The 21,068-nt window shown below is 63.4% G+C and carries 23 protein-coding genes; 13 read left to right on the forward strand and 10 right to left on the reverse strand.

What is annotated here, in order from left to right:
• Positions 1-14: 14 nt before the first annotated feature.
• Genes ACQR1D_RS30590 through ACQR1D_RS30605 form a run of 4 tightly spaced genes read right to left on the reverse strand, consistent with a single transcriptional unit; the run spans position 15 to position 5,289 of the window.
• Entirely contained in the window at positions 15-2,006 is a 1,992-nt protein-coding gene (locus ACQR1D_RS30590; RefSeq protein WP_434894264.1) for an alpha/beta fold hydrolase, read from the reverse strand.
• Positions 1,903-3,156 (reverse strand): radical SAM protein, encoded by a 1,254-nt coding sequence (locus ACQR1D_RS30595; protein ID WP_434840366.1) that lies wholly within the window; start codon positions 3,154-3,156, stop codon positions 1,903-1,905. Before ACQR1D_RS30595 ends, ACQR1D_RS30590 begins: the two co-directional genes overlap by 104 nt.
• A gap of 25 nt (positions 3,157-3,181) precedes the next feature.
• Positions 3,182-4,249, reverse strand: a complete 1,068-nt coding sequence (locus ACQR1D_RS30600) for a geranylgeranyl reductase family protein (RefSeq protein WP_434840367.1) — start codon at positions 4,247-4,249, stop codon at positions 3,182-3,184.
• Positions 4,250-4,257: 8 nt separating this feature from the next.
• Positions 4,258-5,289, reverse strand: a complete 1,032-nt coding sequence (locus tag ACQR1D_RS30605) for a radical SAM protein (RefSeq protein WP_434840368.1) — start codon at positions 5,287-5,289, stop codon at positions 4,258-4,260.
• 99 nt (positions 5,290-5,388) lie between these two features.
• On the opposite strand from ACQR1D_RS30605, the gene ACQR1D_RS30610 reads away from it, so the two are divergent.
• The 13 genes from ACQR1D_RS30610 (at position 5,389) to ACQR1D_RS30670 (ending at position 15,323) form a co-directional block, all read left to right on the forward strand.
• A complete protein-coding gene (locus tag ACQR1D_RS30610) occupies positions 5,389-6,090 on the forward strand; it encodes a type 1 glutamine amidotransferase (RefSeq protein ID WP_434840369.1) in 702 nt (233 codons plus the stop codon).
• A gap of 259 nt (positions 6,091-6,349) precedes the next feature.
• Complete coding sequence (locus tag ACQR1D_RS30615) at positions 6,350-6,730, forward strand: DsrE/DsrF/DrsH-like family protein (RefSeq protein ID WP_315802231.1); 381 nt, start codon at positions 6,350-6,352, stop codon at positions 6,728-6,730.
• A gap of 31 nt (positions 6,731-6,761) precedes the next feature.
• Positions 6,762-7,487, forward strand: a complete 726-nt coding sequence (locus tag ACQR1D_RS30620; RefSeq protein ID WP_316171964.1) for a 4Fe-4S dicluster domain-containing protein — start codon at positions 6,762-6,764, stop codon at positions 7,485-7,487.
• A gap of 62 nt (positions 7,488-7,549) precedes the next feature.
• On the forward strand, positions 7,550-8,923 hold the full coding sequence (locus ACQR1D_RS30625) for a heterodisulfide reductase-related iron-sulfur binding cluster (protein WP_315802233.1): 1,374 nt from the start codon (positions 7,550-7,552) through the stop codon (positions 8,921-8,923).
• Positions 8,920-9,969, forward strand: coding sequence for an FAD-dependent oxidoreductase (locus ACQR1D_RS30630; protein ID WP_434840370.1), 1,050 nt, complete (start codon positions 8,920-8,922; stop codon positions 9,967-9,969). Before ACQR1D_RS30625 ends, ACQR1D_RS30630 begins: the two co-directional genes overlap by 4 nt.
• Complete coding sequence (locus ACQR1D_RS30635; RefSeq protein WP_434840371.1) at positions 9,966-10,841, forward strand: hypothetical protein; 876 nt, start codon at positions 9,966-9,968, stop codon at positions 10,839-10,841. Before ACQR1D_RS30630 ends, ACQR1D_RS30635 begins: the two co-directional genes overlap by 4 nt.
• A gap of 10 nt (positions 10,842-10,851) precedes the next feature.
• Entirely contained in the window at positions 10,852-11,598 is a 747-nt protein-coding gene (locus ACQR1D_RS30640) for a 4Fe-4S dicluster domain-containing protein (protein WP_316178264.1), read from the forward strand.
• Positions 11,598-12,521 (forward strand): CoB--CoM heterodisulfide reductase iron-sulfur subunit B family protein, encoded by a 924-nt coding sequence (locus ACQR1D_RS30645; protein ID WP_316238274.1) that lies wholly within the window; start codon positions 11,598-11,600, stop codon positions 12,519-12,521. The genes ACQR1D_RS30640 and ACQR1D_RS30645 overlap by 1 nt, the downstream gene beginning before the upstream one ends.
• Entirely contained in the window at positions 12,518-12,994 is a 477-nt protein-coding gene (locus ACQR1D_RS30650) for a hypothetical protein (RefSeq protein WP_434840372.1), read from the forward strand. Before ACQR1D_RS30645 ends, ACQR1D_RS30650 begins: the two co-directional genes overlap by 4 nt.
• Positions 12,995-13,009: 15 nt before the next feature.
• Positions 13,010-13,450: a glycine cleavage system protein H gene (locus ACQR1D_RS30655; protein ID WP_434840373.1), complete on the forward strand. Its 441-nt coding sequence runs from the start codon at positions 13,010-13,012 to the stop codon at positions 13,448-13,450.
• Between the two features lie 45 nt (positions 13,451-13,495).
• On the forward strand, positions 13,496-14,503 hold the full coding sequence (locus ACQR1D_RS30660; protein WP_315802240.1) for a YeiH family protein: 1,008 nt from the start codon (positions 13,496-13,498) through the stop codon (positions 14,501-14,503).
• A gap of 56 nt (positions 14,504-14,559) precedes the next feature.
• On the forward strand, positions 14,560-15,054 hold the full coding sequence (gene dsrE2, locus ACQR1D_RS30665) for a sulfur carrier protein DsrE2 (protein ID WP_315802241.1): 495 nt from the start codon (positions 14,560-14,562) through the stop codon (positions 15,052-15,054).
• A gap of 41 nt (positions 15,055-15,095) precedes the next feature.
• A complete protein-coding gene (locus tag ACQR1D_RS30670) occupies positions 15,096-15,323 on the forward strand; it encodes a sulfurtransferase TusA family protein (protein WP_315715462.1) in 228 nt (75 codons plus the stop codon).
• Between the two features lie 88 nt (positions 15,324-15,411).
• On the opposite strand, the gene ACQR1D_RS30675 is transcribed toward ACQR1D_RS30670, so the two are convergent.
• Genes ACQR1D_RS30675 through ACQR1D_RS30700 form a run of 6 tightly spaced genes read right to left on the reverse strand, consistent with a single transcriptional unit; the run spans position 15,412 to position 21,028 of the window.
• On the reverse strand, positions 15,412-16,677 hold the full coding sequence (locus ACQR1D_RS30675; RefSeq protein WP_316178269.1) for a (Fe-S)-binding protein: 1,266 nt from the start codon (positions 16,675-16,677) through the stop codon (positions 15,412-15,414).
• 4 nt (positions 16,678-16,681) lie between these two features.
• A complete protein-coding gene (locus tag ACQR1D_RS30680; protein WP_316178271.1) occupies positions 16,682-18,409 on the reverse strand; it encodes a nickel-dependent hydrogenase large subunit in 1,728 nt (575 codons plus the stop codon).
• Complete coding sequence (locus tag ACQR1D_RS30685) at positions 18,406-19,065, reverse strand: hypothetical protein (protein WP_434840374.1); 660 nt, start codon at positions 19,063-19,065, stop codon at positions 18,406-18,408. The genes ACQR1D_RS30680 and ACQR1D_RS30685 overlap by 4 nt, the downstream gene beginning before the upstream one ends.
• Entirely contained in the window at positions 19,062-20,126 is a 1,065-nt protein-coding gene (locus tag ACQR1D_RS30690; protein WP_315802245.1) for a hydrogenase small subunit, read from the reverse strand. The genes ACQR1D_RS30685 and ACQR1D_RS30690 overlap by 4 nt, the downstream gene beginning before the upstream one ends.
• Positions 20,119-20,538, reverse strand: coding sequence for a hydrogenase expression/formation C-terminal domain-containing protein (locus ACQR1D_RS30695; RefSeq protein ID WP_434840375.1), 420 nt, complete (start codon positions 20,536-20,538; stop codon positions 20,119-20,121). Before ACQR1D_RS30695 ends, ACQR1D_RS30690 begins: the two co-directional genes overlap by 8 nt.
• Positions 20,528-21,028 carry a HyaD/HybD family hydrogenase maturation endopeptidase gene (locus ACQR1D_RS30700; protein ID WP_315802247.1) on the reverse strand — a complete coding sequence of 167 codons (501 nt, stop codon included), beginning with the start codon at positions 21,026-21,028 and terminating at the stop codon, positions 20,528-20,530. Before ACQR1D_RS30700 ends, ACQR1D_RS30695 begins: the two co-directional genes overlap by 11 nt.
• Between the last annotated feature and the right edge of the window lie 40 nt (positions 21,029-21,068).

Below are 21,068 nucleotides of genomic sequence, written 5' to 3' on the forward strand. Positions count from 1 at the left end.
CCGGAGCTCTTCCGTCAGGCGGAGCCGGGGACGGCCGCGACCGTGTTTTCAGCGGTCACTCGATCGATGAACCCGGCCGCTGCGGCTATCACCGCCGAGGTCGCCTGCTGGTGGGGCGCGTGCCCACAGCCTTTCAGCACGCAGGTCTCGATCCGGGCCGGCACGAGGGCGCGGAGTGTCTCAAGCTGCGCATGCGTGAAGAACTCGTCTTCGCTGCCCTGAACAGCGAGCACCGGGGCGCGAACCCGTCCAACGTAGGGCTTGATACCCCAGTCGCGCGCTTCTTCTCCGGTCCAGGCGTCGACCAGCCGGCCAAAAAGATGGTCGGTTCTGCTGCCATGATACCGTGCGAGCCGCGCCCTCAGGTCACCGTGCTCGAAGTCCCTGATCTGGGCGGCGATGCCGTCAACGGTCCGCTGTTCGCGGAAGAGGTGAGGGGCGATCGCGACGACCCCGCTGACCTCATCGGGAAACGCGCCGGCAAACGTCAACGCGATCGCAGCACCGTCGGAGTGTCCGACCAGGATCGGGCGCCGCGCGCCGGTCGTCCGTAGCACTTCGGGCAGGGCATCCAAAGCCTCGGCGAGCAGATATTGCCGCGAATGGGGCAGCTCGAGCGGCTCCGAGTCACCGGAGCCCCAGCGGTCGAACACCAGGACGGAGGAGCCGGTCGCAGCCGCAAGCCGCTCGGGGAAATCGCGCCACAGCCGGGCGCAGCCCAAGGCGTCATGCAGCAGGACGAGCGGCGGACGTTCCGGTCGCGTCGCCGCGAGCCAATGGCCGCGAAGCCTACGGCCGGCCGCAACGAAGCTGAGCTGCCGCGCTGCCGCGACGACCACATCGCGAATGTCCGGCGGGCCGAGATTGACGAAGTCGGCCGACGTGCGTGAGAAGAAGTTCTCGACGATCGATCCGGCATCGGCCAGTTCGGCGCCGCGCAGCGCCGCCTCGAGATCAAAGATGACGCGTGGCGGCGTGACGAAGAAATCGCCGGTGATCAGAGCTTCGCGAATCCGTCCGCGGACCGGCCCCTCGAGGCGGATATCGGCGCGCAGGTTGCCGCCACGCCGCGTCAGAGTGGCACTGACCAGCGAGCCGTCCACCTCGGGAGCGTCGACCATCTCGACGAAGTCGTCACGGCCGATCTCGTCGCGATACAATTGGTCGGCGATTTCTTCTTCGTGCATTGACACCTCGCCCCATTGCGGAACAATGCCGAGGCCTTCGGCCAAGCCGTCGAGCAGGGCTTGCTGGATGGTGGCCAGATCAGGAAGGTGGTCGCCGAGGATCTCGCGCATGCTGACGACGCGCTGGCGGGCCGAAGCGAGGTCGCGCTTGGCGAGCTTTTCCACCGGCACTTTGAGCGCAGCGATCATCTGCTCGGGATCGAAGTCGATCAGCAGAGTTCCCTGATAGAACAGCGTATCGCCGTCGAAGAAGCCACCGGTGCCGCTGATCTTGCGGCCGTCGACGTCGATGTCGTTGCGCGGGCGGTAGCGCGCGGGGACGCCGAGCTTGTTGAGCCCGAGTGCGACGCTTTCGCAGATCCGGCGTGTCGTTTCGGTGAGATCCATGGCGCCGAGGCTGGAGCGGCCGAACACGAGCTCCCATCCGATCTGACCCTCGTCGAGATAGAGGCCGCCGCCTCCCGTGATCCGCCGGCCGATCTCGATTCCCTTGCTCCGGCAATAGTCGAGCCGGACCTCATGGCTCAGGATCTGATGGATTCCGACGAGCGCCGACGGACGAAACCGCAGGAAGCGGATGGTATCGGGAATCCGCCGTGCCTTGTGAGCGTCGATGAGCGCCTGGTCGAAGGCGATATTGGCGCGTCCGCCCCGAATCCCGGTGTCGATGACCCGAAATGACTTGGCGCTGCTGGCCATCGCATCTTCCTCCCGGTTATTTGGGTAGTCCGCGCCGGAGTTGGCTGCGCACGTGGCGAATGTCGCGACGATCGGGCTTGAACGGGTAGGAGGCAATGTCGCGCGGCGGCGAGTCGCCATAGGGACGGTCGCAGGCGGACACGTCAGCGGCCTCCTTGCCCGGGCAGCCGGACGTGCGGAAGGCCACGCCCGCGTCGATGATCGCGTCGACTTCGTCCTGCGGCAGACCAAAATCGACGAGTTGACCGCGCTCGTCGAAACGCATGCGCTGCAGGGAATGGCTTCGATAGTCGATGAGATAGCGGGCGAGCTGTATGCGTCGCCATTGCGGGCGCGGCGCCGGCGGGAGGTGATCCATCAACGAGCCTTGTTCGGGAAAGAACGCGAACAGGTGGCTGCGGCCGCCGAGATCGCGAATTCTCTGCACCTGCGAGAGAACGTCGTGGTCGCTCTCGCCCATCCCAACGATGAGATGGGCGCCGAAGCGTTCCGGGCCAAATATCTCGGCGGCGGCCAGCAGGATCTCCCAATATTTGTCCCAGCTGTGCGGCGATTGAACGCCGTGGCCGCGGGTGCGGTCAAAAATGGCCGGGTTGGCGGCATCGAGCGCGACCGTAAATATCTCGGCGCCGAGATCCTTCAGCTCTTGCACATCCAGTCGGGTCATCGTCGTCGGGTTGGACAGGATGGACACGGGCACGTGCCTGATGCGTTCAACCCATTTCCGCAGGACGATGCGGGTGTCCTCGTCCGACCGCGGATGCGTGATCATGCTGATACACATGCGATGGAAGCGCCCGCCGTCGCCGCCCGATGCGACGATGTCGATCACCTGGTCGTAAGGCACCGCAGGCCAGTCGACACGAATAAAGTTGCGGTCGGCATAGTCGCGCTCCGCTTCGCGATGGCGCGCAAGCCCGCAATAAGCGCAGTTGGCGCGGCAGCCCTCCGGATAGGTCAGCAGCAGGTTCAGGCAACGGGTGCAACTGGTGCGATGCATGTAGCCGTTCATGATGCCGAGGGTGATCGCTGCTGCCGTCGACATTTGCACGTAGTCGGGTGATCGCATGTTCGGCGTCAGAACGTTGTCGTTCGGCAGGTAGACGCCTTCCGGCCGCGCGTCCTGCGCTTTCACGCGCCCGCCGTTGCGTGCTTCCGCCGGCACGTCGCCGGGCGCGCGCGGCCGCATGGCTTCGGCCGCGTTGAAGGTGCGTGTCTCCCCGGTGAGGAAATCCGGCACCGGATGCGTCGGTCCTTCGAGACAGCTCATGACGTCCTCCCCTGATCCTGCATTTTCACGCCCAATAGTTCGGCGAACTGATCCACCCTTCGGCGAGCGCAGTCGCGTCGGGGCGACGGCCGTCGCCATAGTGCGCCAGCACTTGCCGTCGTCGCAGCAATGCCCGGCCCAAGGCCGCATCGAAAATGTCGCCGAGTTCTTCGTCATAATCATCGAGGGCGCCGCTGCGGCCGGACAGCATGTCTGCCGCGGCTTGCCCGGCGAGTGCCCCCGATTGCACGGCGGAGGCGATGCCGGCGCCGGTCACGGGGTTGGTCAGGCCTGCTGCATCGCCGGCCAGCAACACCTGGGTTGCGCCAAGCCGGCCTGTCGAACCCACCCTGCCGCCCACGGGGATCGCCCCGCCCGTCAACGCGAACGGGCGCGTTCCAATGCGGCGCGATGCCGACAGCGAGGCGAAAAGCGCGGCGAGCATCGGTTTCAGTCGCCGCCGGTCCTCGATCATGACGCCAACGCCGATATTGGCAACGGCTCCCTTGGGAAATAGCCAGCCATAGCCGCCGCGGTAGTCGGCGCTCAGGAAGATATCCGTGGCATCGTGCGGCACGATCAGCGGCGCGGTCAGTTGCCTCGTATCGACAAGCGCGTGATTGATCTGGCCGATGGCCGCGCCGACCCGCGAGCGAGGGCCGTCGCAGCCGATCAGGACGCGCGGTTTCAGGGCAAGACCATCGGACGTATGAACTGTGCCGTCGATATCGATGGCAACCACGGAGGTGCCGTATCGGCACGCGGTTCCCGCATTCGTCGCCTCATCAGCGAGCATTCGATCGAAGGCGGCGCGATCGATCATCCAGCCGCGGAAGTCCGGCGTTTCCTCGCAATCCGTCGCTTCGGTGAAGGTCAGCATGCGCGTGATCTTCTGTTGGGCGACGGCCGTGATGTTCGGAACGTCCCGTTCGATCATGGCGGGCACGAACTCGGCACACTGGACCGGGCGACCCGCCTCGAGCCGGCGATCCACGGCGACGACGCGGTAGCCGGCCTTCGCGGCAACTGCGGCCGCACGACTCCCAGCCGGTCCAAGCCCGACGACGACAATATCCGTTGCCTCGGCGTTCATCGTGCACCTCAGGCTGCGCAAGCCCGCCGTCCGGCGAGGCCATCAAGCGCGATCGAGCAGCAGGCATGCTCCTGCTCGACCGGGCGACCGATGGCGCGGGCAAGAGCTACGATGCCGTCCGCGGGATAGGCGATGCCATCAAATCCCGCCATGACGGCGTATGCGTCGGTCATCAGCTTGTGGCGGCCCGCGGGGCGGATACAGCCAAGTTGAACCGGCGCGTGACTGATGCGTTGCCGCGCGGCGACCAGCACCTTTGCCACGTCGTCGGTGGATATCGTGGCGAAGGGCCGATCCGGCGGCGCATAGATCGGCGTCACCACCACCAGGATCAGCGCGGCGACCGGATGGCGCGAAACGATGTCCAGCGCGGTCTCCTCGCCGAGCAGCCGGCCATAGTGCAGACCGATGACGATGTGTGGCACGACCTGCATCTTGGTGCCCGAGAGCGCGGCGAGCGTCGCCTCGAAATCCGCGACGGGACGGTCGAGGTGATAGACGTCGCGGATCGTCTGCTGCGAGCCGATCACGTCGAGCATCGCGACGTCGACCCCGGCCGCTTCCATGGATCGGGCGCGCCGTTCGTCGAGCAACGCGGAGTGGACGGCGATGCGCAGATGGGGAAAGTCGCGCTTGAGCCTCTCGATGGTCGGATAGAAGCGATCGTACGGAACCTCGTTGCGTCGGTTGGATCCGCCCGAGAGCAGGAAACCGCCCAGATCCTTGAGTAGAATGAGATCGCGCACCTTGCGGTCGAGTTCGTCCGGTGTCGTTGCCGCGATCATCGGGTCGAGGATCTTCGCCTGACAGTGATCGCAATTCAGCGCGCAAGCGCCGCCGGTGATGGAAAAGGCGGGAAAGCTCGCTTTGCCGCAGCCCTTGAGTTCTTCGCTGGCATAGGCGCGGAACGTCGGCGTGTAGAACCGCATCGGTCCGAGCGCGCGCTCGCGGGCTGCCGCCTCGAGTGCATCGACGAGCCCACGGTCAAAACGCAGGTCGTCGAGCGGTTCGATCTCCTGCAGCTTCTCATACCATGCCATTGCGTTCCTCGCTTTTCATATGCGAAAAAACATATATATTTCAGGTCTGCCGTCGGCTTCGGCCGTCATTGATGCTTCATTCAGTTGTCGCGGTTCGCCATGAAGACACTCTGCGTCCTGCAGCATTTCGAGGCGGACTATCTCGGCTTGATGGAAGATCAGTTCGAAGGACGCAACGTCGGCTTTCGCTATTGCCGGCCGTTTACGGCCGGAGGATCGATACCTGCGACGGCGGGGGACTTTGACGGCCTCATTGTTCTTGGCGCCGGACCGCTCGGAGTCGTCAGCGGCAACCTGCTTCCGAGCCTCGGGCCGGAGTTGCGGTTGGTACGGGATTTCCTGGCGCGCGGCTTGCCCGTCATCGGCATCGGAGCCGGCAGCTGCATACTTGCAACCGCGTGCGGCGGCGGCACACAGGAAGCTCCGCTCCGCTTCGTCGTGGAGACGGCCCGACGGGTCGATCCCACTGCGCTCGGCGGTCATCTGCCGCGATCCTTTCCCGTGGCGATCTACATGCGCGATCGCCCGGTGCTGCCGGCCGATGCAAGTGTTCTCGCGATCGACTCTGCGGGGGAGCCGGCGGTGTTTCAGCTCCGTGATAACTGCTTCGGGTTCCTCGGCCATCCCGGAATCAAATCGGCCATGATCGAGGATCTGATCATGGCATTCGACGAATGTCCTGATCGCACGGCGGAAACGCTCGCCGAGTTGCGCGTGGTGCAGCGCGAGATTGCTGCGGCGCTCGGGCCGCTGATGATTGGTTTGATCGAGTCGACGCATTTGATGCGGCCGCTCCCGTAGGACCGTTCTCCCGAGCAACGAATTATTTTCTTCACCCTATAGATGTCATTCAAAAAATGGAATATGTTTTGTGCGTTCGTCCGACGGATTGGATGAAATCGATGTCAGCTTGTTGTCCATCTGGGACTTCGGTTCCTGGGCTTGTTGATCTTCATCAACTCCAAGGCGATGCGCCTCGAGATAACTTGTCGTGCACGCTCCTGTGTCGATGTGCGCTAGGCACGCTCAATAGCAGACGATCGGGGAGGACATCGTAGGAATGGCGAAAAAGCTCATCATCATCATGGTCAATACCGATCCTCGCAACGGCGAGGAGCTCGGCGCGCCGTTCTTCCAGGCCACTGTTGCCGCGGCGATGGACTACGAGGTCGATGTCGTCTGTACCGCGACGGCGGGGCAGCTCATGAAAAAGGGCGTGGCCGAGAAGCTCGTGGTCAAGCCCGGATCTCCGAAAACCGTCTATGACTTCATCAAGGACGCGCACGGAGCCGGAGTGAAGTTCTATTGCTGCTCTCCGAACCTCGATCTCTTCGACATGACCGAGCAGGATCTGATCCCTGAATGCGAGGGCATCGTCGGGGGTGCAAAGGTCATCGAAGAGGTGATGGAAAACGATAACGCCAAGGTGCTGACCTACTGAGGAGAGCCGCCAGATGACGAGCGGAGCTTCAATGGAGCTGACCTCTATCGGCGACCCGGTCTCCGAGGCGCCGGTCGTTCCCTATGAGAAGCTGGAAGAGGTATTCGACGACATTCGCTCGCACGTCCTCTACGATCATGAGCTGCACGGCTGTCTCAATTGCGGCATCTGCACCGCGACCTGTCCCTCGGCGCACTACTACGATTATTCACCCCGCGAGATCGTCCAGCTGCTGTGGACCGAAAATCTCGAGGGCATCTACGACGCGATGCAGGAGAAGATCTGGTCCTGCGCGCAGTGCTACACCTGTGCCGCCCGCTGTCCGTTCGAGAATTCACCGGGCGGGCTCGTCATGATCATGCGCGAGGTCGCGATCAAGCATGGCATGCAGTCGGCGAAAGATGTGCTGCGACCGTTCTCGCGGGTGCTTCTGAAGGTCATTTCCACGGGAAATCAGCTCGCGCCCAACATGATCACGCGCGATGCGTTTCCCGACTGGGGCCCGAACGTCGCCAAGGTCGATGCTCCGCTCAATATCCTGCGCAAGGCCATTCCAGTCCCAACCATGCACACCATGGACACGGCCTGGGAGGTCAACCTGAAGACGTCCGTCGAGCTCTACACCATTTGGGAGGCGACCGGCGTGCTCGATCAGCTCGAGACGATCGACGAGAATCTGTTCGACGTCGTCAGCGACGTGATGGATGAGAAGCGCGAGGAATACAACGAGTGGCTTGAAGAGCAGCAGGAAGAATAGGCCGCTGAGACGACCACAATAGACGACGAGATCAATCGCCGCGGTGGACGACGGAGGAAGCGATGGACGAAAAGCGCAGTGACAGTCAGTCGGCTTACGCCGGCTTTGGCGCGGAGTGGCGCCCTTCCAACCTGACGCCGAGCGAGGCGCAGACGGCGACGGCCTGGGTGGAAACCCGGATCGACCGTCGCTCCATGCTGACCAACAAGGAGCGTGTCCACGACATCCGCGACGCGATGTGGGAGTTGGAGAAGGACGGCGAAATCGTCGTTCATCGGATCGACGAGCGCCACGAGCCGGTGGTGGCGCGCACACTGTACGGCTGGGACAAGCGCATTCCCACCACCAACCTCTGGCAGCACAAATCCTGCGGACAGTGCGGCAATATCCCCGGCTATCCGTCGAGCGTGATGTGGCTGATGAACCAGCTCGGCGTGCGCTATCTCGACGAGACCGATCAGACCTCTTGCACCGCCTGGAATTATCACGGCTCCGGGGTCGGCAATGTCGTCAGTCTGGCCGCCGTCTTCCTGCGCAACTTCCACCAGGCATACATGTCGGCCAAGGCGCAGGGCCTGCCGGTCGGAACCTACTTCCCGCTGATCCACTGCGGCACGTCGTTCGGCAATTACAAGGAGATGCGCATATTCTTGATGCATTCGGCTGAACTGCGCGAGCAGGTGAAGAAGATTCTCGGCAAGCTGGGTCGTCTGGTCGACGGCAAGCTGCTGATCCCCGAAGAGATCGTGCACTATTCCGAGTGGCTGCACGTCATGCGCCACCGCATCCGGGAGCGGCAGGTCATCGACGTGAGCAGCCTTCGTGCCACCGTTCATCCGGCCTGTCACGTCTACAAGATGGTTCCGGAAGACGTGATCTATGACGACACCGTCATGGACGGCAACCGCGTGGCGGTATCGACCGGCCTGATGCAGGCGCTGGGTGCACAGGTCGTCGACTACTCGACCTGGTACGACTGCTGCGGCTTCGGCTTTCGTCATATCATCGGCGAACGTGAGTTCACGCGCTCCTTCGCCATCGATCGCAAGATCAGGGTCGCGGTCGAGGAGGCGCGGGCGGACGTCATGATCGGCCACGACACGGGTTGCATCACCACACTCGACAAGAACCAGTGGATCGGCAAGGCCGTCGACAAGGTCTATGCGCTGCCGATCATGGCCGATTGCCAGTTCGCGGCGCTCGCCCTCGGCGCGCATCCCTACAAGCTCGCACAGCTTCACTGGCACGCCTCGCCGTTCGAGGGGCTGCTCGAGAAGCTCGGGATCGACTGGCAGAAAGCCAAAGCCGAGTTCGAGGCCTATCTCGGTGAGGTCAAGGCCGGCCGCATCGAGACGCTTTACGACCCCAAACGCGCGATTACGTCGGGCCCAGGCTATGTCAAGCCGACGGCAACCCTGCCAGGAGCCGCATCATGACCCGTCCCGTTCTCATCGTTGGCGGCGGGCCGTCGGGGCTTTCCGCCGCACATGCGCTGGCCGCGGCCGGCCAGCGCGTCGTTCTCGTCGAAAAGGCGGAGCAGCTCGGCGGTGCGCCGATCCAGTCAGGCTACGCCAGGCTGGTGCCGTCCGGCGAATGGGCCAAGGACGCCATCGGTGGCATGGTGCGCCGGGTCGAAACCGACAGCCGTGTCGAGATCCGAAGGCGCGTCACGGTGAAAGCCTTTTCGGGCAGCCCAGGCGACTTCCGCGTGACGCTGTCGGATGGCGCGGTGCTGGAGGCGGGGGCGGCGATCCTGTGCACCGGCTTCACGCATTTCGATTCCGTCAATAAGCCGGAATGGGGTTTCGGCACCTACCCTGATGTGGTTACGACGACCCAGGTCGAGCAGATGCTCTCCTCCGGCAGGGGCGTGCGCTGTCCGTCCGACGGGCGCGAGCCGGAACGGGTTGCGATCCTGCTATGCGTCGGCTCGCGCGACCGCCAGATCGGTCGCGAGTGGTGTTCGAAGATCTGCTGCACGGTCTCCGCCAACATCGCCATGGAGATCCGCGAGGCGATGCCACGGTGCAACGTGTATGTCTACTACATGGATATCCGCACCTTCGGCCTCTACGAGGATCTCTACTGGGAAAGCCAGGAGAAGCACCGCGTCAAATACATCAAGGCGCGGATCGCCGAAGTGACGTCAGACGGCAGGCGGTTGATCGTGAAGGGCGAGGACACGCTGGTGAAACGGCCGATCTCGATCCCGTTCGACATGGTGGTGCACGCCATCGGCATGGATCCCAATGTCGACAACATGACGTTGTCGGCGGTGTTCGACGTCAAACTGCAGAAGCACGGCCATATCGAGAAGGCGTCGGTCTATTCCAACACATCGGCCACCTCGCGGCCCGGCGTCTTCGTCGCCGGCGCGGCCACCGGGCCCGAGACCATCGACGATTCCATCGCACAGGGCCAATCGGCAGCGATGGCCGCGCTGGCCCTGGTCCGCGGCGCCATGATGGAAGCGGCCGAGTGATGTGGCCGATCACCAACCATAGAGGCAAGGCGGTGGTCGAGCCGACGCGGCCGGTGCTCGATCTGTCCGGCCCCAGGCTGCGGCGGGCGTTCGAGAGCCTCGTGGAATCCGCCGACGACAGCGGTGGCGTCGAGCGCTATGTCGGAGCGCTCGCGCTCAAGGCCTCGCTGTTCGAGGAGGTGTTGGGCAAGGGGCGGGTCAGCGAGCTGACGGAGGCCGAATTCTGCGACCTTGCCACGTTCATCACGCCGGTGCGCCGGCGTGTGGGGGCGTGGCTCGGCCGCAACGGGTTTGCGGCGCTGCGCAGCATGCTCGAGGCGCTGCTGCACGGATGGTCCGACCTCGGCACAACCGACCAGCGCGTCGCCGCGTTCGTCACGAGCTTTCCGGCCGATCGCGAGCACCGCTGGTCGCGCGATCTTGCCGCCGAGGTCCTTCATTTCACCGCGCCGGACCACTATCCGCTGATGACGCGCTGGATGTGGGACGCCAGGGTCAATACCGGCGTATTGCGCGAGATATGGTACGACGAGGCTGCCGAGACCGGCACGATCGCCGTCGGCGACGGCTTCGCCACTTTCACGATGCTACGCGAGGAGCTCGAAGGTTTCCTGCAGGCGAACGGTGTCTTCCGCGATCTGGCCTTCTACGTCGATCTGCTCTGCGCCCACACCTATGCAAGCTATATCAACGACAAGGGCGGCCAGTTCCTGCACGCGGACTTCTGCGGCGGCTTCAAGGCGGACGCGATGGCGCATACTCGCCGTCTCCTGGGACTCGATGCGGTCGATACCGAGTCGGGGCGCACCCGCCTGAAGCTGATCGATGGCAGGGCCCATGTGCTCGGGCAGCCTCGCCTGCTGAGCGAATGAGGGAACATCCATGCCGATTCACGAAAAATCGCTGATCCGGCCAGAGAATCTCGTCACGCATGAGCACCTGGAAATTGATGGCGTCGATGTCTCCGGGCACTGGAGCACGTTCATCACCTCACGCGCCATTACCGACTACAACGAGCAGATGCAGGAGGAGATCGCGGCGCTCCCGGGAGGCGAGTTCATCCACCGCTGCTGGCAATGCGGCTCATGCACCAATGCCTGCACGATCAACGCCGTGAATCCCGACTTCAACCCGCGCTATTGGATCTACCTGATCCGAATGGGCTTCGAAAGCGAGTTGCTGCGCGACAAGGACATCATCTGGCAGTGCGTCTCCTGCAACAAATGCACCTATGCCTGTCCTCGCGACGTCAGTCCCGAAGGCGTGATGAAGGCCACGGCACATTGGCTGGAGCTGAAGGGCCATACCGAGAAGAAGCCGTCCACCGCGTTCGATGAGGTCTTCTCCGAGCAGGTCTTCGCCACCGGCAAGATCGAGGAGGGCCGCGTGCTGCGCCGGTTCTTCGCGCGGACCGGGCAGTCCCTGTCGCAGGGGTGGCTCGTCGAACTGATACGCAGTCTCGCCAGCCGATTGCCGGTGGGCCTCCTGGTGAAGTTGGGACTTGCCAGCGTGGTCCGTCCCCGCACGCGCGGATGGGGGGGCGCCAGCCTAGCGATCGACGAGTATGTCCGTGAGTGTGAAGCAGCGGCCCGCAAGGCGCTTCGGTTGGACGTTCAGGGAGCTGAGTGATGAGCGACAAACACAAGCGGGTCGCCTACTATCCGGGGTGCGCGCTCGAAGGAACCGGGCACGCCTACAACCGCTCCACCCGGGAGGTCGGCAAGGCACTCGGCCTCGATCTGGTCGAGCTCAGGAACTGGAACTGCTGCGGCGCCATGGAGGTCAAGAACATCGATCCCAAGCTGCAGACCTATCTGTCGGCCCGCAACCTCTCGATCGCGGATGCGATGGGGTTCGATACGGTGATGGCGCCTTGCAACGGCTGCTATCACAATCTCAAGAAGGCCGAATACGACCTTGCCAAGGATCCCGCGTCGCGTGAAGTGACGGACCGATTGTCGCGCAAGGCCGGCCACGCGACCTACGAAGCGGGCAAGGTCACGACCATTCACGCGCTCGACTGGATCAAGGAATCCGTCGGCGAACAGGGCCTCAAGACACGCGTGAAGAACTCGCTCAAGGGCCTGAAGGTCGCCAACTACTACGGTTGCATGTACACGCGGCCGCGTCACATCTTTCCGGAAAAGGACAAGGGGCCCGGCTCGGAATCGACCTCGAAGCCCCATTTCATGGACGACCTGCTGGCTGCGGCGGGGGCCGAGAACGTCGAGTACCCGCTCAAGACGGCATGCTGTGGCGGCGCTCACACGCTGTCCGACAGCGACACCTCGACCAAGCTCGTTCTCAACCTGCTCACGACGGCCGAGGCCTGCGGCGCGGACGTGATCGCCACCGAATGCCCGACCTGCCACACCGGGCTCGAAATGCATCAGGTGCGCGCGGAAAAGGTCTTCGGCCGCAAGACGAGCGTCAAGATCCTGTACTTCACCCAGCTCCTCGGCATGGCGCTCGGGCTGTCGGCGCGCAAGGTCGGCGTGCAGGAGAATTTCTCGGATTCGACCGGTCTGTTGCGTGCGCGAGGGCTCGGGTGATGGCGGATATCGGTATCACGAGCCTCGACGACGTCGCGGAGCGGCTGGACGGCATGTTGGCCGCGTCCGATGCTGCACTCGGGGCGGCCGCCGCGCCGCTCGCCGAGGAGTTGCTGCAGCTCGGCGAAACGATTCTCGAAACATGGCTCGCTGCGCACGGCGAGATCCCGACCGATCGCCAGGTCGAGACGTTTCGCCTGCTGGCGCTGCATCGGCAGGGCGCGCGCGGCGATGCAAGCTTCAACGCCTGCCGCGAAACCTGCCGCGAGCTCGTCTATCACTACAATCTGGTGCGCCTCGAGCCAGGCCACGCGCAGGTCGCCCGGCGGCTGCGACTGGGCGCCATGGTCGCGCGGCATCTCATGCTGTTCATCGGAGGCAAGCTGGAGGTGGCCGGGCTCGGCGAGTTCTGCTGCGCGTCCCGGCCGCTACGTCAACTCGACGCATCGACGCAAGCCAACGAAACCATTTGAGACAAGGAGAAGACGATGCCCATCGTCCGCGGCTGCAACCTTCCCGACGACCTTCTCTACGACGTCGAAAACAACATCTGGTATCGCGAGAACGCCGACGGCACCGTGACGCTCGGGATGACCGCTGTGGCAGCGGCCATGGCCGGTCAGCTTGTCGCCTTCACACCAAAGAAGGCCGGCCGGTCGGTCGATGCGGGCAAGTCCTGCGCCACGATCGAATCCGGCAAGTGGGTCGGCCCGGCAAAGGTCGCCTTCAATGCGGAAATCGTCGAGGTCAACGATGCAATGAACGCAGCGCCCAAGCTCGCCAACACCGACCCGTATGGCGAGGGATGGATGGTCAAGGTGCGCCCGAAGGACTGGGCTGCTGCCAAGGCCGGCCTCGTGCCGGGCACGGCGGCCGCCGCCCCTTATGAAGCGAAGATGGCTGCCGAGAATTTCGCTGGCTGCGCGTAAGGAAGTGGACAGGCTGTGACTGAGACCGCCGCAATCAGGACATCGATGATAAGTCGCGGCCTCGCGGCCTTCATGTCGCTGCCGACCTACTTCCCGGGCGTCCTGGCCAGTTTGATCATCGCGATCGCGGCAACCTTCCTGTCCGAGCACTATGGCGGGCCGGTCATGCTGTTCGCCTTGCTGCTTGGGATGGCCTTCTATTTCCTGTCGCAGGAGGGGCGCTGCGTTGCCGGCATCGAACTCGCCTCAAAGCGCATCCTGCGCGTCGCCGTCGGCCTGCTCGGGGCGCAGATCACGATTGCCGAGATCATGAAGCTCGGCCCGACGCCCGTGATCACGGTCGTCGGCGCGGTGATCCTGACCATCCTGTTCGGCGCGCTGGCCTCCCGCGCCATGGGGTTGAGCCGGCCGTTCGGAATCCTCACCTCCGGGGCCGTGGCGATTTGCGGAGCGTCGGCGGCGCTGGCGATCTCGTCGGTGTTGCCCAAGGGGGAGCACCACGAACGCGACACGGTCTTTACCGTGATCGGCGTGACGGCGCTCAGCACGATCGCGATGATCGTCTATCCGCTGGTGATCGCAGGATTCCATCTCGATCACGCTGCCGTCGGCATGTTTCTTGGCGGTACCATTCACGACGTGGCGCAGGTGGTTGGCGCCGGCTTCAGCGTGTCGGAGGAGACCGGAAACGTCGCGACCTTCACCAAGCTGCTCCGGGTTGCCATGCTGCTGCCTGTCGTCGTGATGCTGTCCTACGTGTTCCGCGCCCATCGCGTCGGCAAGGCCGGGCGCCAACTGCCGGGGTTCCTGGTGGTGTTCGCCGTTCTGGTGATGCTCAACAGCGCCGGCGTCATTCCCGCATTCCTGCTTGCCGTCATCAAGGACATTTCAAGGTGGTGCCTCGTGACGGCGATCGCAGCGCTCGGGATGAAGACGTCGCTCAAGGCGATGGCCGATGTCGGCGGCCGGGCGATCGCGCTGATCGTCGCCGAGACGCTGTTCCTCGCAGTCCTCGTGCTGATGGTCGTGCGTTGGAAAGCAGGAATCCAATAGCAGGAATCCAATGACGCGCGCGGTTGCGCCTGCGAGAGACCAAACGGAGAGATGCAATGGCCGAAGACAACAATACCAAGCGCATGTCGATGATTGTCACCAAGGGGACGCTGGATTGGGCCTATCCGCCCTTCATCCTGGCCACGACAGCGGCGGCCATGGGCCTCGACGTGACCATGTTCTTCACCTTCTACGGCTTGACGCTGCTCAAGAAGAATCTCGACCTGAAAATCTCTACGCTCGGCAATCCGGCCATGGAGATGCCGATGTTTGGAATGCACATCGGTATGCCGAATCTCGTATCGGCCATCCCCGGCGTCGACGCGGCGGCGACGACGATGATGAAAAACCTGATCAAGAAGAAGGGGGTCGCATCGATAGAGGAGTTGCGCACGATGGCCATCGAAGCCGACGTCAAGATGATCGCCTGCCAGATGACCATGGATCTGTTCGAGTACACCAAGGACGACATGATCGAGGGGCCGGTGCTCGGGGGCGCTGCGACCTACATCGAGACGGCGACCAAGAGCGACATCAACCTGTTCATTTGAACGTGTCACGGACCCAGCACCAGAAATGACGGAGAGACAGGATGGCTGACCAGGTTCTCGATGCCAAGGGATTGAACTGCCCGCTGCCGATCTTGCGCGCGAAGAAGGCGCTCAAGGACGTGCCGATCGGTGGCACGCTCCAAGTGCTCGCCACCGATCCCGGCGCTGTGAAAGACTTCGAGGCGTTTTGTCGCACGACCGGAAATGATCTCTTGGAATCCAAGTCGGAAGGCAAGCAGTTCGAGTTCCTGATCAGGCGAACGTCCTGACGCTGCGCGGACCCGCGGCGGACGGAGCGGGCGACGCAGTCTGCGCCGCTCCGCCGTCCGCCGCTGCAGGGCGTACGACTATGAGCCGTCACCCTTGCGTCTTTGCCGGGGCGTCCTCGATCAGGTGATCCGCAATGATCTCCACCAGGCTCGCGAGTCCGCCTTCCCATTTCCAGTGGGCCTTGCTCTCGTCCATGGTCAGCCGGCAGTTTGAGCATGCCGAGACCATCGTCTTCGCGCCGGTCTTCTCCACCTGATCCATTTTGATCTTGAAGACCTTGTGGCGAAGATCGGCTGCGCGCGCGATCGCCTGCACGCCGCCGCCGCCACCGCAGCACCAGTTGAGATCTCCGGTCGGGGTCATCTCGCGGAAGTCCTTCGCGAAATCCTGCAGGAGGAATCGCGCATCCTCGGTCGCGCCGCCGCGACGGGAGATCTGGCAAGGATCGTGATAGGTGATCGACTCCTCGATCGGTTTCAGCTTCAGCCTGCCGTCGCGCTTGAGCTGCGCCATGAATTCCGAAATGTGCACGACTGCGAAGGGCAGGGGGCGGCCGAGCACATTGGCGCCCGACCAGCGCAGTACACCGAACGCGTGGCCGCACTCCGGAATCACGACCGTCTTGGCTCCGACCGCCTCGGCGGCCTCGGTGATCCGCTGAACCATGATCCGGGCGACGTCTGCCTTGCCGGCCAGATAGCCAAAATTCGTGGCTTCATAGCCCTTGGTGCTCAGCGTCCAGTCGACGCCCACGTGGTTGAGCAGCTTGGCCATGGCCACCACGGAATCGGGGTATTTCATCGTTTCGACGGACGAGAGCGTCAGCAGAATGTCGGCCTTGTCCTTGTCGAGCGCGATGGGCACGTCGTGCTCATCTTCGAGCCATTCGATGCGATCGCGCAGCTTGTCGGCTGTCACGCCCAGCGGGCTTCCATGGTCGCGCGAATTGTCGGCGGCCTGCAGAAGGTCCTTCGGCCCAAGTCCTGCCTTGACGAAGGCCTGCCGCGCGCCGCCCACGATGGAAGCGATGTCGATCCCCATCGGACAGATCGTGGTGCATCGACCGCACATGGTGCAGGTATCGAACAGCAGTTCCTCCCATTCCTTGAGGTCCTCTTCCGTGATGCGGGGAGCGAAGAGGGAGAGCGGGAATTTCTGCCGGCGATAGGCCTTGGCCATCGGAAACAGCTTGTAGGCGGGCGTATGCCGTGGATCTCCGGACGCCTGATAGAAGTGGCAGGCTTCGGCACAGTTCCCGCAATGGACGCAGGCCTCGAGATAGCTGACCAGATGTTCCTCGGTTCGCGCCAGGAACGTTCTGCTGGCTGCTTCGACGTCGATTTCGCCGCCCATCGCCTTACCTCACCCGCAATTGTATCAGCTCTTCGCCGTCGGGATCGATCACATGCACCGCGCAGGCGATGCACGGATCGAAGCTGTGGATCGTGCGCTGGATCTCGAGCGGCTGCCGAGGATCGTGGAGCGTGTGGCGATCCATCAATGCCGCTTCGTAAGGTCCGGGCTGGCCCTTGGAATCGCGCGGCCCCGCGTTCCAGGTCGAGGGCACCACGGCCTGATAATTATCGATGCGCTTGTTCTTGATCACCACCCAATGCGCCAGCGCCCCGCGCGGCGCTTCCATGAAGCCGACACCCTTGGCTTCGGTGGGCCAGGTCGAGGGATCCCACTTGTTCGAATTGTGAACGTTCAGATCACCCGCGCGGATGTTGGAAAGAAGACGGTCGTACCAGGTCGACATCTGGTCGACGACGATCTTGCTTTCCAGCGCGCGCGCCGCTGTGCGTCCCATGGTCGAGAACATCGCCGTCAGCGGCAGGTCGAGCTTGCCCAGCGCGTAACCGGCCAGTTCGCGCGTCGGCTCGTGACCTTTGGCATGGAGCATCAGCACGCGCGCGAGCGGACCGACCTCCATGACATGGCCCTTCCAGCGCGGCGCCTTGAGCCAGGAATAGCTCGCGCCGACATCGAGCTGCTCGAAGGGGGGCTTGGGACCGGTGTAATGCAGATTGGTCTCACCCTCGTAGGGATGCAGGCCCTTGTCCTTGCCGCTTGCATAGTCGTACCAGGAATGGGAGACGAACTCCTGGATTTCCTCCGAATTGTTCATGTCGACGGGATGGATCGTGGTCAGGTCGCGATTGAGGATCGCGCCCGCCGGGATCAGCCAACTGGCCGGGTCGTCCATGCCCTTTTCGGGGAAGTCGCCGTAGGTCAGGAAGTTGCCCACGCCTTCGCCGCGCGCGAACCAGTCCTTGTAGAAGGAGGCGATGGCCAGCGTGTCCGGCAGATAGACCTGCTCGACAAAATCCTTCATTCGGCCGATCACGGTCTTCACCGTCTGCAGGCCGTCGATGCCGATGGCGGTGCCGCCGGTGTTCAGGCTGATCGCTGACGGGGCGCCGCCGACCAGGAAATTGGGATGCGGATTCTTGCCGCCGAAGATGGTGTGGATCTGCACCACCTCGCGCTGCCAGGCGAGCGCTTCCAAATAGTGCGCGACCGCCATCAGGTTTGCTTCGGCCGGCAGCTTGAATCCGGGATGTCCCCAGAATCCACCTGCAAAGATGCCGAGCTGACCGCCTTCGACGAAGGCTTTCAGTCTCTTCTGCGTGTCCGCGAAATAGCCCGGGCTCGACTTCGGGAAGCTCGAGATCGATTGCGCCAGTTGCGATGTTGCCGCCGGATCGGCCTTCAACGCCGACACCACGTCGACCCAGTCGAGCGCATGCAGATGATAGAAGTGCATGACATGGTCATGCACATATTGTGCGGCAATCATCAGGTTGCGGATGAGTTGCGCGTTCGGCGGAATGGTGTATCCCAGCGCATTCTCCACGGCGCGGACGCTGGCGATGCCGTGGACCAGCGTGCACACGCCGCATATGCGCTGAGCGAAAGCCCAGGCCTCGCGCGGATCGCGTCCTTTCAGGATCAGTTCGATGCCGCGCACCATCGTGCCGGAACTGTACGCACCGGTGATGGCGCCATGGGGATCTGTTTCCGCCTCGATCCGCAGATGCCCTTCAATGCGCGTGATGGGATCGACGACGATGCGCTGGTTCATATCTCGACTCCCCGGCGGCTGTAGAAGATCCCGGTCTCGCTCCTGGTCAGGAAGACGAGGAAGGCATGCATGAGTTTTCCGAACGGGAACCAGATCAGGAACAGGCACACGGTCAGGAGGTGCACGGACAAGAGCGTCTCGTACGGCGCCCATAGGTGGCTCACCGCGATCAGCCCCGTCGCGACCGGAAGTAACGTCACCAGCCAGCTGAAGTAGTCGTCAAGCGTCGAAAGCAGTCTTAAGACCGGATTCGTCATCCGTCGCGCCAGCGCAGCCAGGAGCGACGCCAGCGTGACCACCGAGGCGGCCGAGATCACGCCGGTGGGCAGATTCGGCCATGAAAAGCCGAACAATCCACGCAGGAAGAGAATGTGCTGCGCCAGTCCGAACACGATGATGGCAAGGCCGACGTGAAAAACATAGCCGTTCACCGTGCTGAACAACGAGGCGCGCAGATAGGTGTTCGCGGGCCATAGGTGACGCACGAAGCCACGGAACGCGCCAACCACGGCATGCGGTGCATCAGCTCGCCTCGCCGATCTGTCGCTGGTCCAGGGCAGGAGCAGCAGCGACGCGAGCCGCCACAACACGCCGCCCACGAATATCGCGATTGCGATCTCGATCGCGGGTCCGCGCACGAAATCCAGCAGGCTCATGGCTGGGCCTCCCTCTCTGCTCGTTGTTTGCGTCGCCGCGCCAGCCATGCGCTGGCAATCCCGACCGCCGCGCCCGCAGCCGCGGCGCCGCCGATGATCTCCGGATCATTCAACGTGTTTGAAGAAAGTGGCTGGTAGAAGCTGCCACGATCCCAGAAATTCGGTTCGGAACAGCCCAGACAGCCGTGTCCCGACTGGATCGGGAAAGAGACGCCACCATTCCATTTCATGGTCGCGCACGCATTGTAAGTCACGGGCCCCTTGCAACCGACTTCATAGAGGCACCAGCCCTTGCGCGCTCCCTCATCGTCGAACTGCTTGGCGAACTGCCCCTTGTCGTAGAACGGCCGGCGATAGCAGCGGTCATGGATCGTATCGCCGAAAAACGCTTTCGGTCTGCCCTTGTCGTCGAGATCGGGAAGCTTGTTGAACGTCACGAGATAGGCAACCGTGCCGGCGATGGCTTCCGGAATGGGCGGGCAACCGGAGACATTGATCACCGGTTTGTCGGTGATGATGTCGCTGACGGCAACTGCGCCGGTGGGGTTGGGATTTGCGTGGGGAATGCCACCGAAGGCCGCGCAGGTCCCGACGGAGATCACCGCGGCTGCATCTGCGGCCGTCTCCTTCAGCACCTCGAGGTTGGTCTTGCCGGCGTTGGTGGAGTAGACCCCGCCATCCCTCGTCGAAACGGAGCCGTCGACCACGACGACATATTTGCCCTTGTTCTCCTTCATGGCAGCCAGGCGCGCCGCTTCCGCGGCAGTACCCGACACCGCCATCAGCGTTTCGTGATAGTCGAGCGAGATGAGATTGAAGATCATGTCCTCGATGGTTGGACCGAACGAACGCGTTAGCGATTCCGTGCAGCCGGTGCATTCCTGAAACGAGAGCCAGATCACGGATTGGCGGCGCGTATTCGCCAACGCCTCAGCCATGCCCTTCGCGGCCATCGGGGGCAATGCGAGAAGGCTGGCAAGATAGGTCGTATATTTCAGCAGGGCGCGGCGCGAGACGCCGCTGCGCGTCAAGAGCTCGCCGATCGTCTCGGTTTCATGCATCTTCGGCATCCTCTGAAGAGACGCGGTCGATCAGGTCTTCAGCCAGTCTGTTGCTGGCCGCAGCGATGTCGGCCGCATGGCTTGTCAGGATCTCCGGGGACGCCGTGATTTCAATGCGTTCGGCGGCGAGCTTGTCCCCGGCGCCGAGATGGCGAACCCACCACACGCCGGCATAGCGCGTCTCCCAGATTTCGCTGGTGCCGGCTGCGGTCAAAACGGCCTCCAGGTCACCATGGCCCAACCGGGCTTCCAATTCGCTGCGGTCCGCAGCCGTGAGAGGCAGGCTGCACAGATCGATCGCCGCGCATGCGCCGGTTTTGGCAAGCACACCGAGGTGATGGGCGATCTCGCGGAGCAGGCTGTCGGTCATCCCCGTGCGGAACCGCGCCGCGGCATCCGCTTCAACTGTCATGGTGCCACCTGCTGAGCAGTGTTTTGATCTGCTGACACGCGGAGGGAATGGCCGCGCCAACCGCGGGCGTCAGCGACAGGCCCCATTGGGTGGATTCAGGTTGAATTGCGACCAGCGCCCGGCGCGCCGGCTCGCAGCCGGCCAGCCGCGCCGCCGACATCAGGTCGGCAAGCGCGACCTCATGAGCCGTCCGCTTCTTGCCCGTGAGCTGCCGGTCCATCTCCGGACCTTGAAAGATCTTGACGGTGCCGGGCTTCGCGCCCAGTTCCACGGCGTCGACGGCGATCAGCGAGCCGAAATCTTCGATCTCCGAAAACAGGGACAGCCCGAGCGTCCCGCCATCCCGCAGAGCAACACAAGGCGGTATCTCGCCCGCACATTCAAGCGCATCGAGGGCCCGAATGACGTGCACACCAATGCCGTCATCGCTCAGCAGGATATTGCCGAGTCCGAGCACCAGCGTGGTGGTCGCCGCGACATTGGTCCGCATGGAAATCCCCGCGAGATCAGACGCCACATATTCTATGCAG

The sequence above is a fragment of the Bradyrhizobium sp. HKCCYLRH2047 genome (assembly GCF_051168175.1).
GTDB lineage: Bacteria > Pseudomonadota > Alphaproteobacteria > Rhizobiales > Xanthobacteraceae > Bradyrhizobium.

Bases quoted from the DNA above. Each gene is read 5' to 3' on its own strand.
- ACQR1D_RS30590 (WP_434894264.1), bottom strand. From the start codon at position 2,006: ATGGCGACTCGCCGCCGCGCGACATTGCCTCCTACCCGTTCAAGCCCG.
- ACQR1D_RS30595 (WP_434840366.1), bottom strand. From the start codon at position 3,156: ATGAGCTGTCTCGAAGGACCGACGCATCCGGTGCCGGATTTCCTCACC.
- ACQR1D_RS30600 (WP_434840367.1), bottom strand. From the start codon at position 4,249: ATGAACGCCGAGGCAACGGATATTGTCGTCGTCGGGCTTGGACCGGCT.
- ACQR1D_RS30605 (WP_434840368.1), bottom strand. From the start codon at position 5,289: ATGGCATGGTATGAGAAGCTGCAGGAGATCGAACCGCTCGACGACCTG.
- ACQR1D_RS30610 (WP_434840369.1), top strand. From the start codon at position 5,389: ATGAAGACACTCTGCGTCCTGCAGCATTTCGAGGCGGACTATCTCGGC.
- ACQR1D_RS30615 (WP_315802231.1), top strand. From the start codon at position 6,350: ATGGCGAAAAAGCTCATCATCATCATGGTCAATACCGATCCTCGCAAC.
- ACQR1D_RS30620 (WP_316171964.1), top strand. From the start codon at position 6,762: ATGGAGCTGACCTCTATCGGCGACCCGGTCTCCGAGGCGCCGGTCGTT.
- ACQR1D_RS30625 (WP_315802233.1), top strand. From the start codon at position 7,550: ATGGACGAAAAGCGCAGTGACAGTCAGTCGGCTTACGCCGGCTTTGGC.
- ACQR1D_RS30630 (WP_434840370.1), top strand. From the start codon at position 8,920: ATGACCCGTCCCGTTCTCATCGTTGGCGGCGGGCCGTCGGGGCTTTCC.
- ACQR1D_RS30640 (WP_316178264.1), top strand. From the start codon at position 10,852: ATGCCGATTCACGAAAAATCGCTGATCCGGCCAGAGAATCTCGTCACG.
- ACQR1D_RS30645 (WP_316238274.1), top strand. From the start codon at position 11,598: ATGAGCGACAAACACAAGCGGGTCGCCTACTATCCGGGGTGCGCGCTC.
- ACQR1D_RS30655 (WP_434840373.1), top strand. From the start codon at position 13,010: ATGCCCATCGTCCGCGGCTGCAACCTTCCCGACGACCTTCTCTACGAC.
- ACQR1D_RS30660 (WP_315802240.1), top strand. From the start codon at position 13,496: ATGATAAGTCGCGGCCTCGCGGCCTTCATGTCGCTGCCGACCTACTTC.
- dsrE2 (WP_315802241.1), top strand. From the start codon at position 14,560: ATGGCCGAAGACAACAATACCAAGCGCATGTCGATGATTGTCACCAAG.
- ACQR1D_RS30670 (WP_315715462.1), top strand. From the start codon at position 15,096: ATGGCTGACCAGGTTCTCGATGCCAAGGGATTGAACTGCCCGCTGCCG.
- ACQR1D_RS30675 (WP_316178269.1), bottom strand. From the start codon at position 16,677: ATGGGCGGCGAAATCGACGTCGAAGCAGCCAGCAGAACGTTCCTGGCG.
- ACQR1D_RS30680 (WP_316178271.1), bottom strand. From the start codon at position 18,409: ATGAACCAGCGCATCGTCGTCGATCCCATCACGCGCATTGAAGGGCAT.
- ACQR1D_RS30685 (WP_434840374.1), bottom strand. From the start codon at position 19,065: ATGAGCCTGCTGGATTTCGTGCGCGGACCCGCGATCGAGATCGCAATC.
- ACQR1D_RS30690 (WP_315802245.1), bottom strand. From the start codon at position 20,126: ATGCATGAAACCGAGACGATCGGCGAGCTCTTGACGCGCAGCGGCGTC.
- ACQR1D_RS30695 (WP_434840375.1), bottom strand. From the start codon at position 20,538: ATGACAGTTGAAGCGGATGCCGCGGCGCGGTTCCGCACGGGGATGACC.
- ACQR1D_RS30700 (WP_315802247.1), bottom strand. From the start codon at position 21,028: ATGCGGACCAATGTCGCGGCGACCACCACGCTGGTGCTCGGACTCGGC.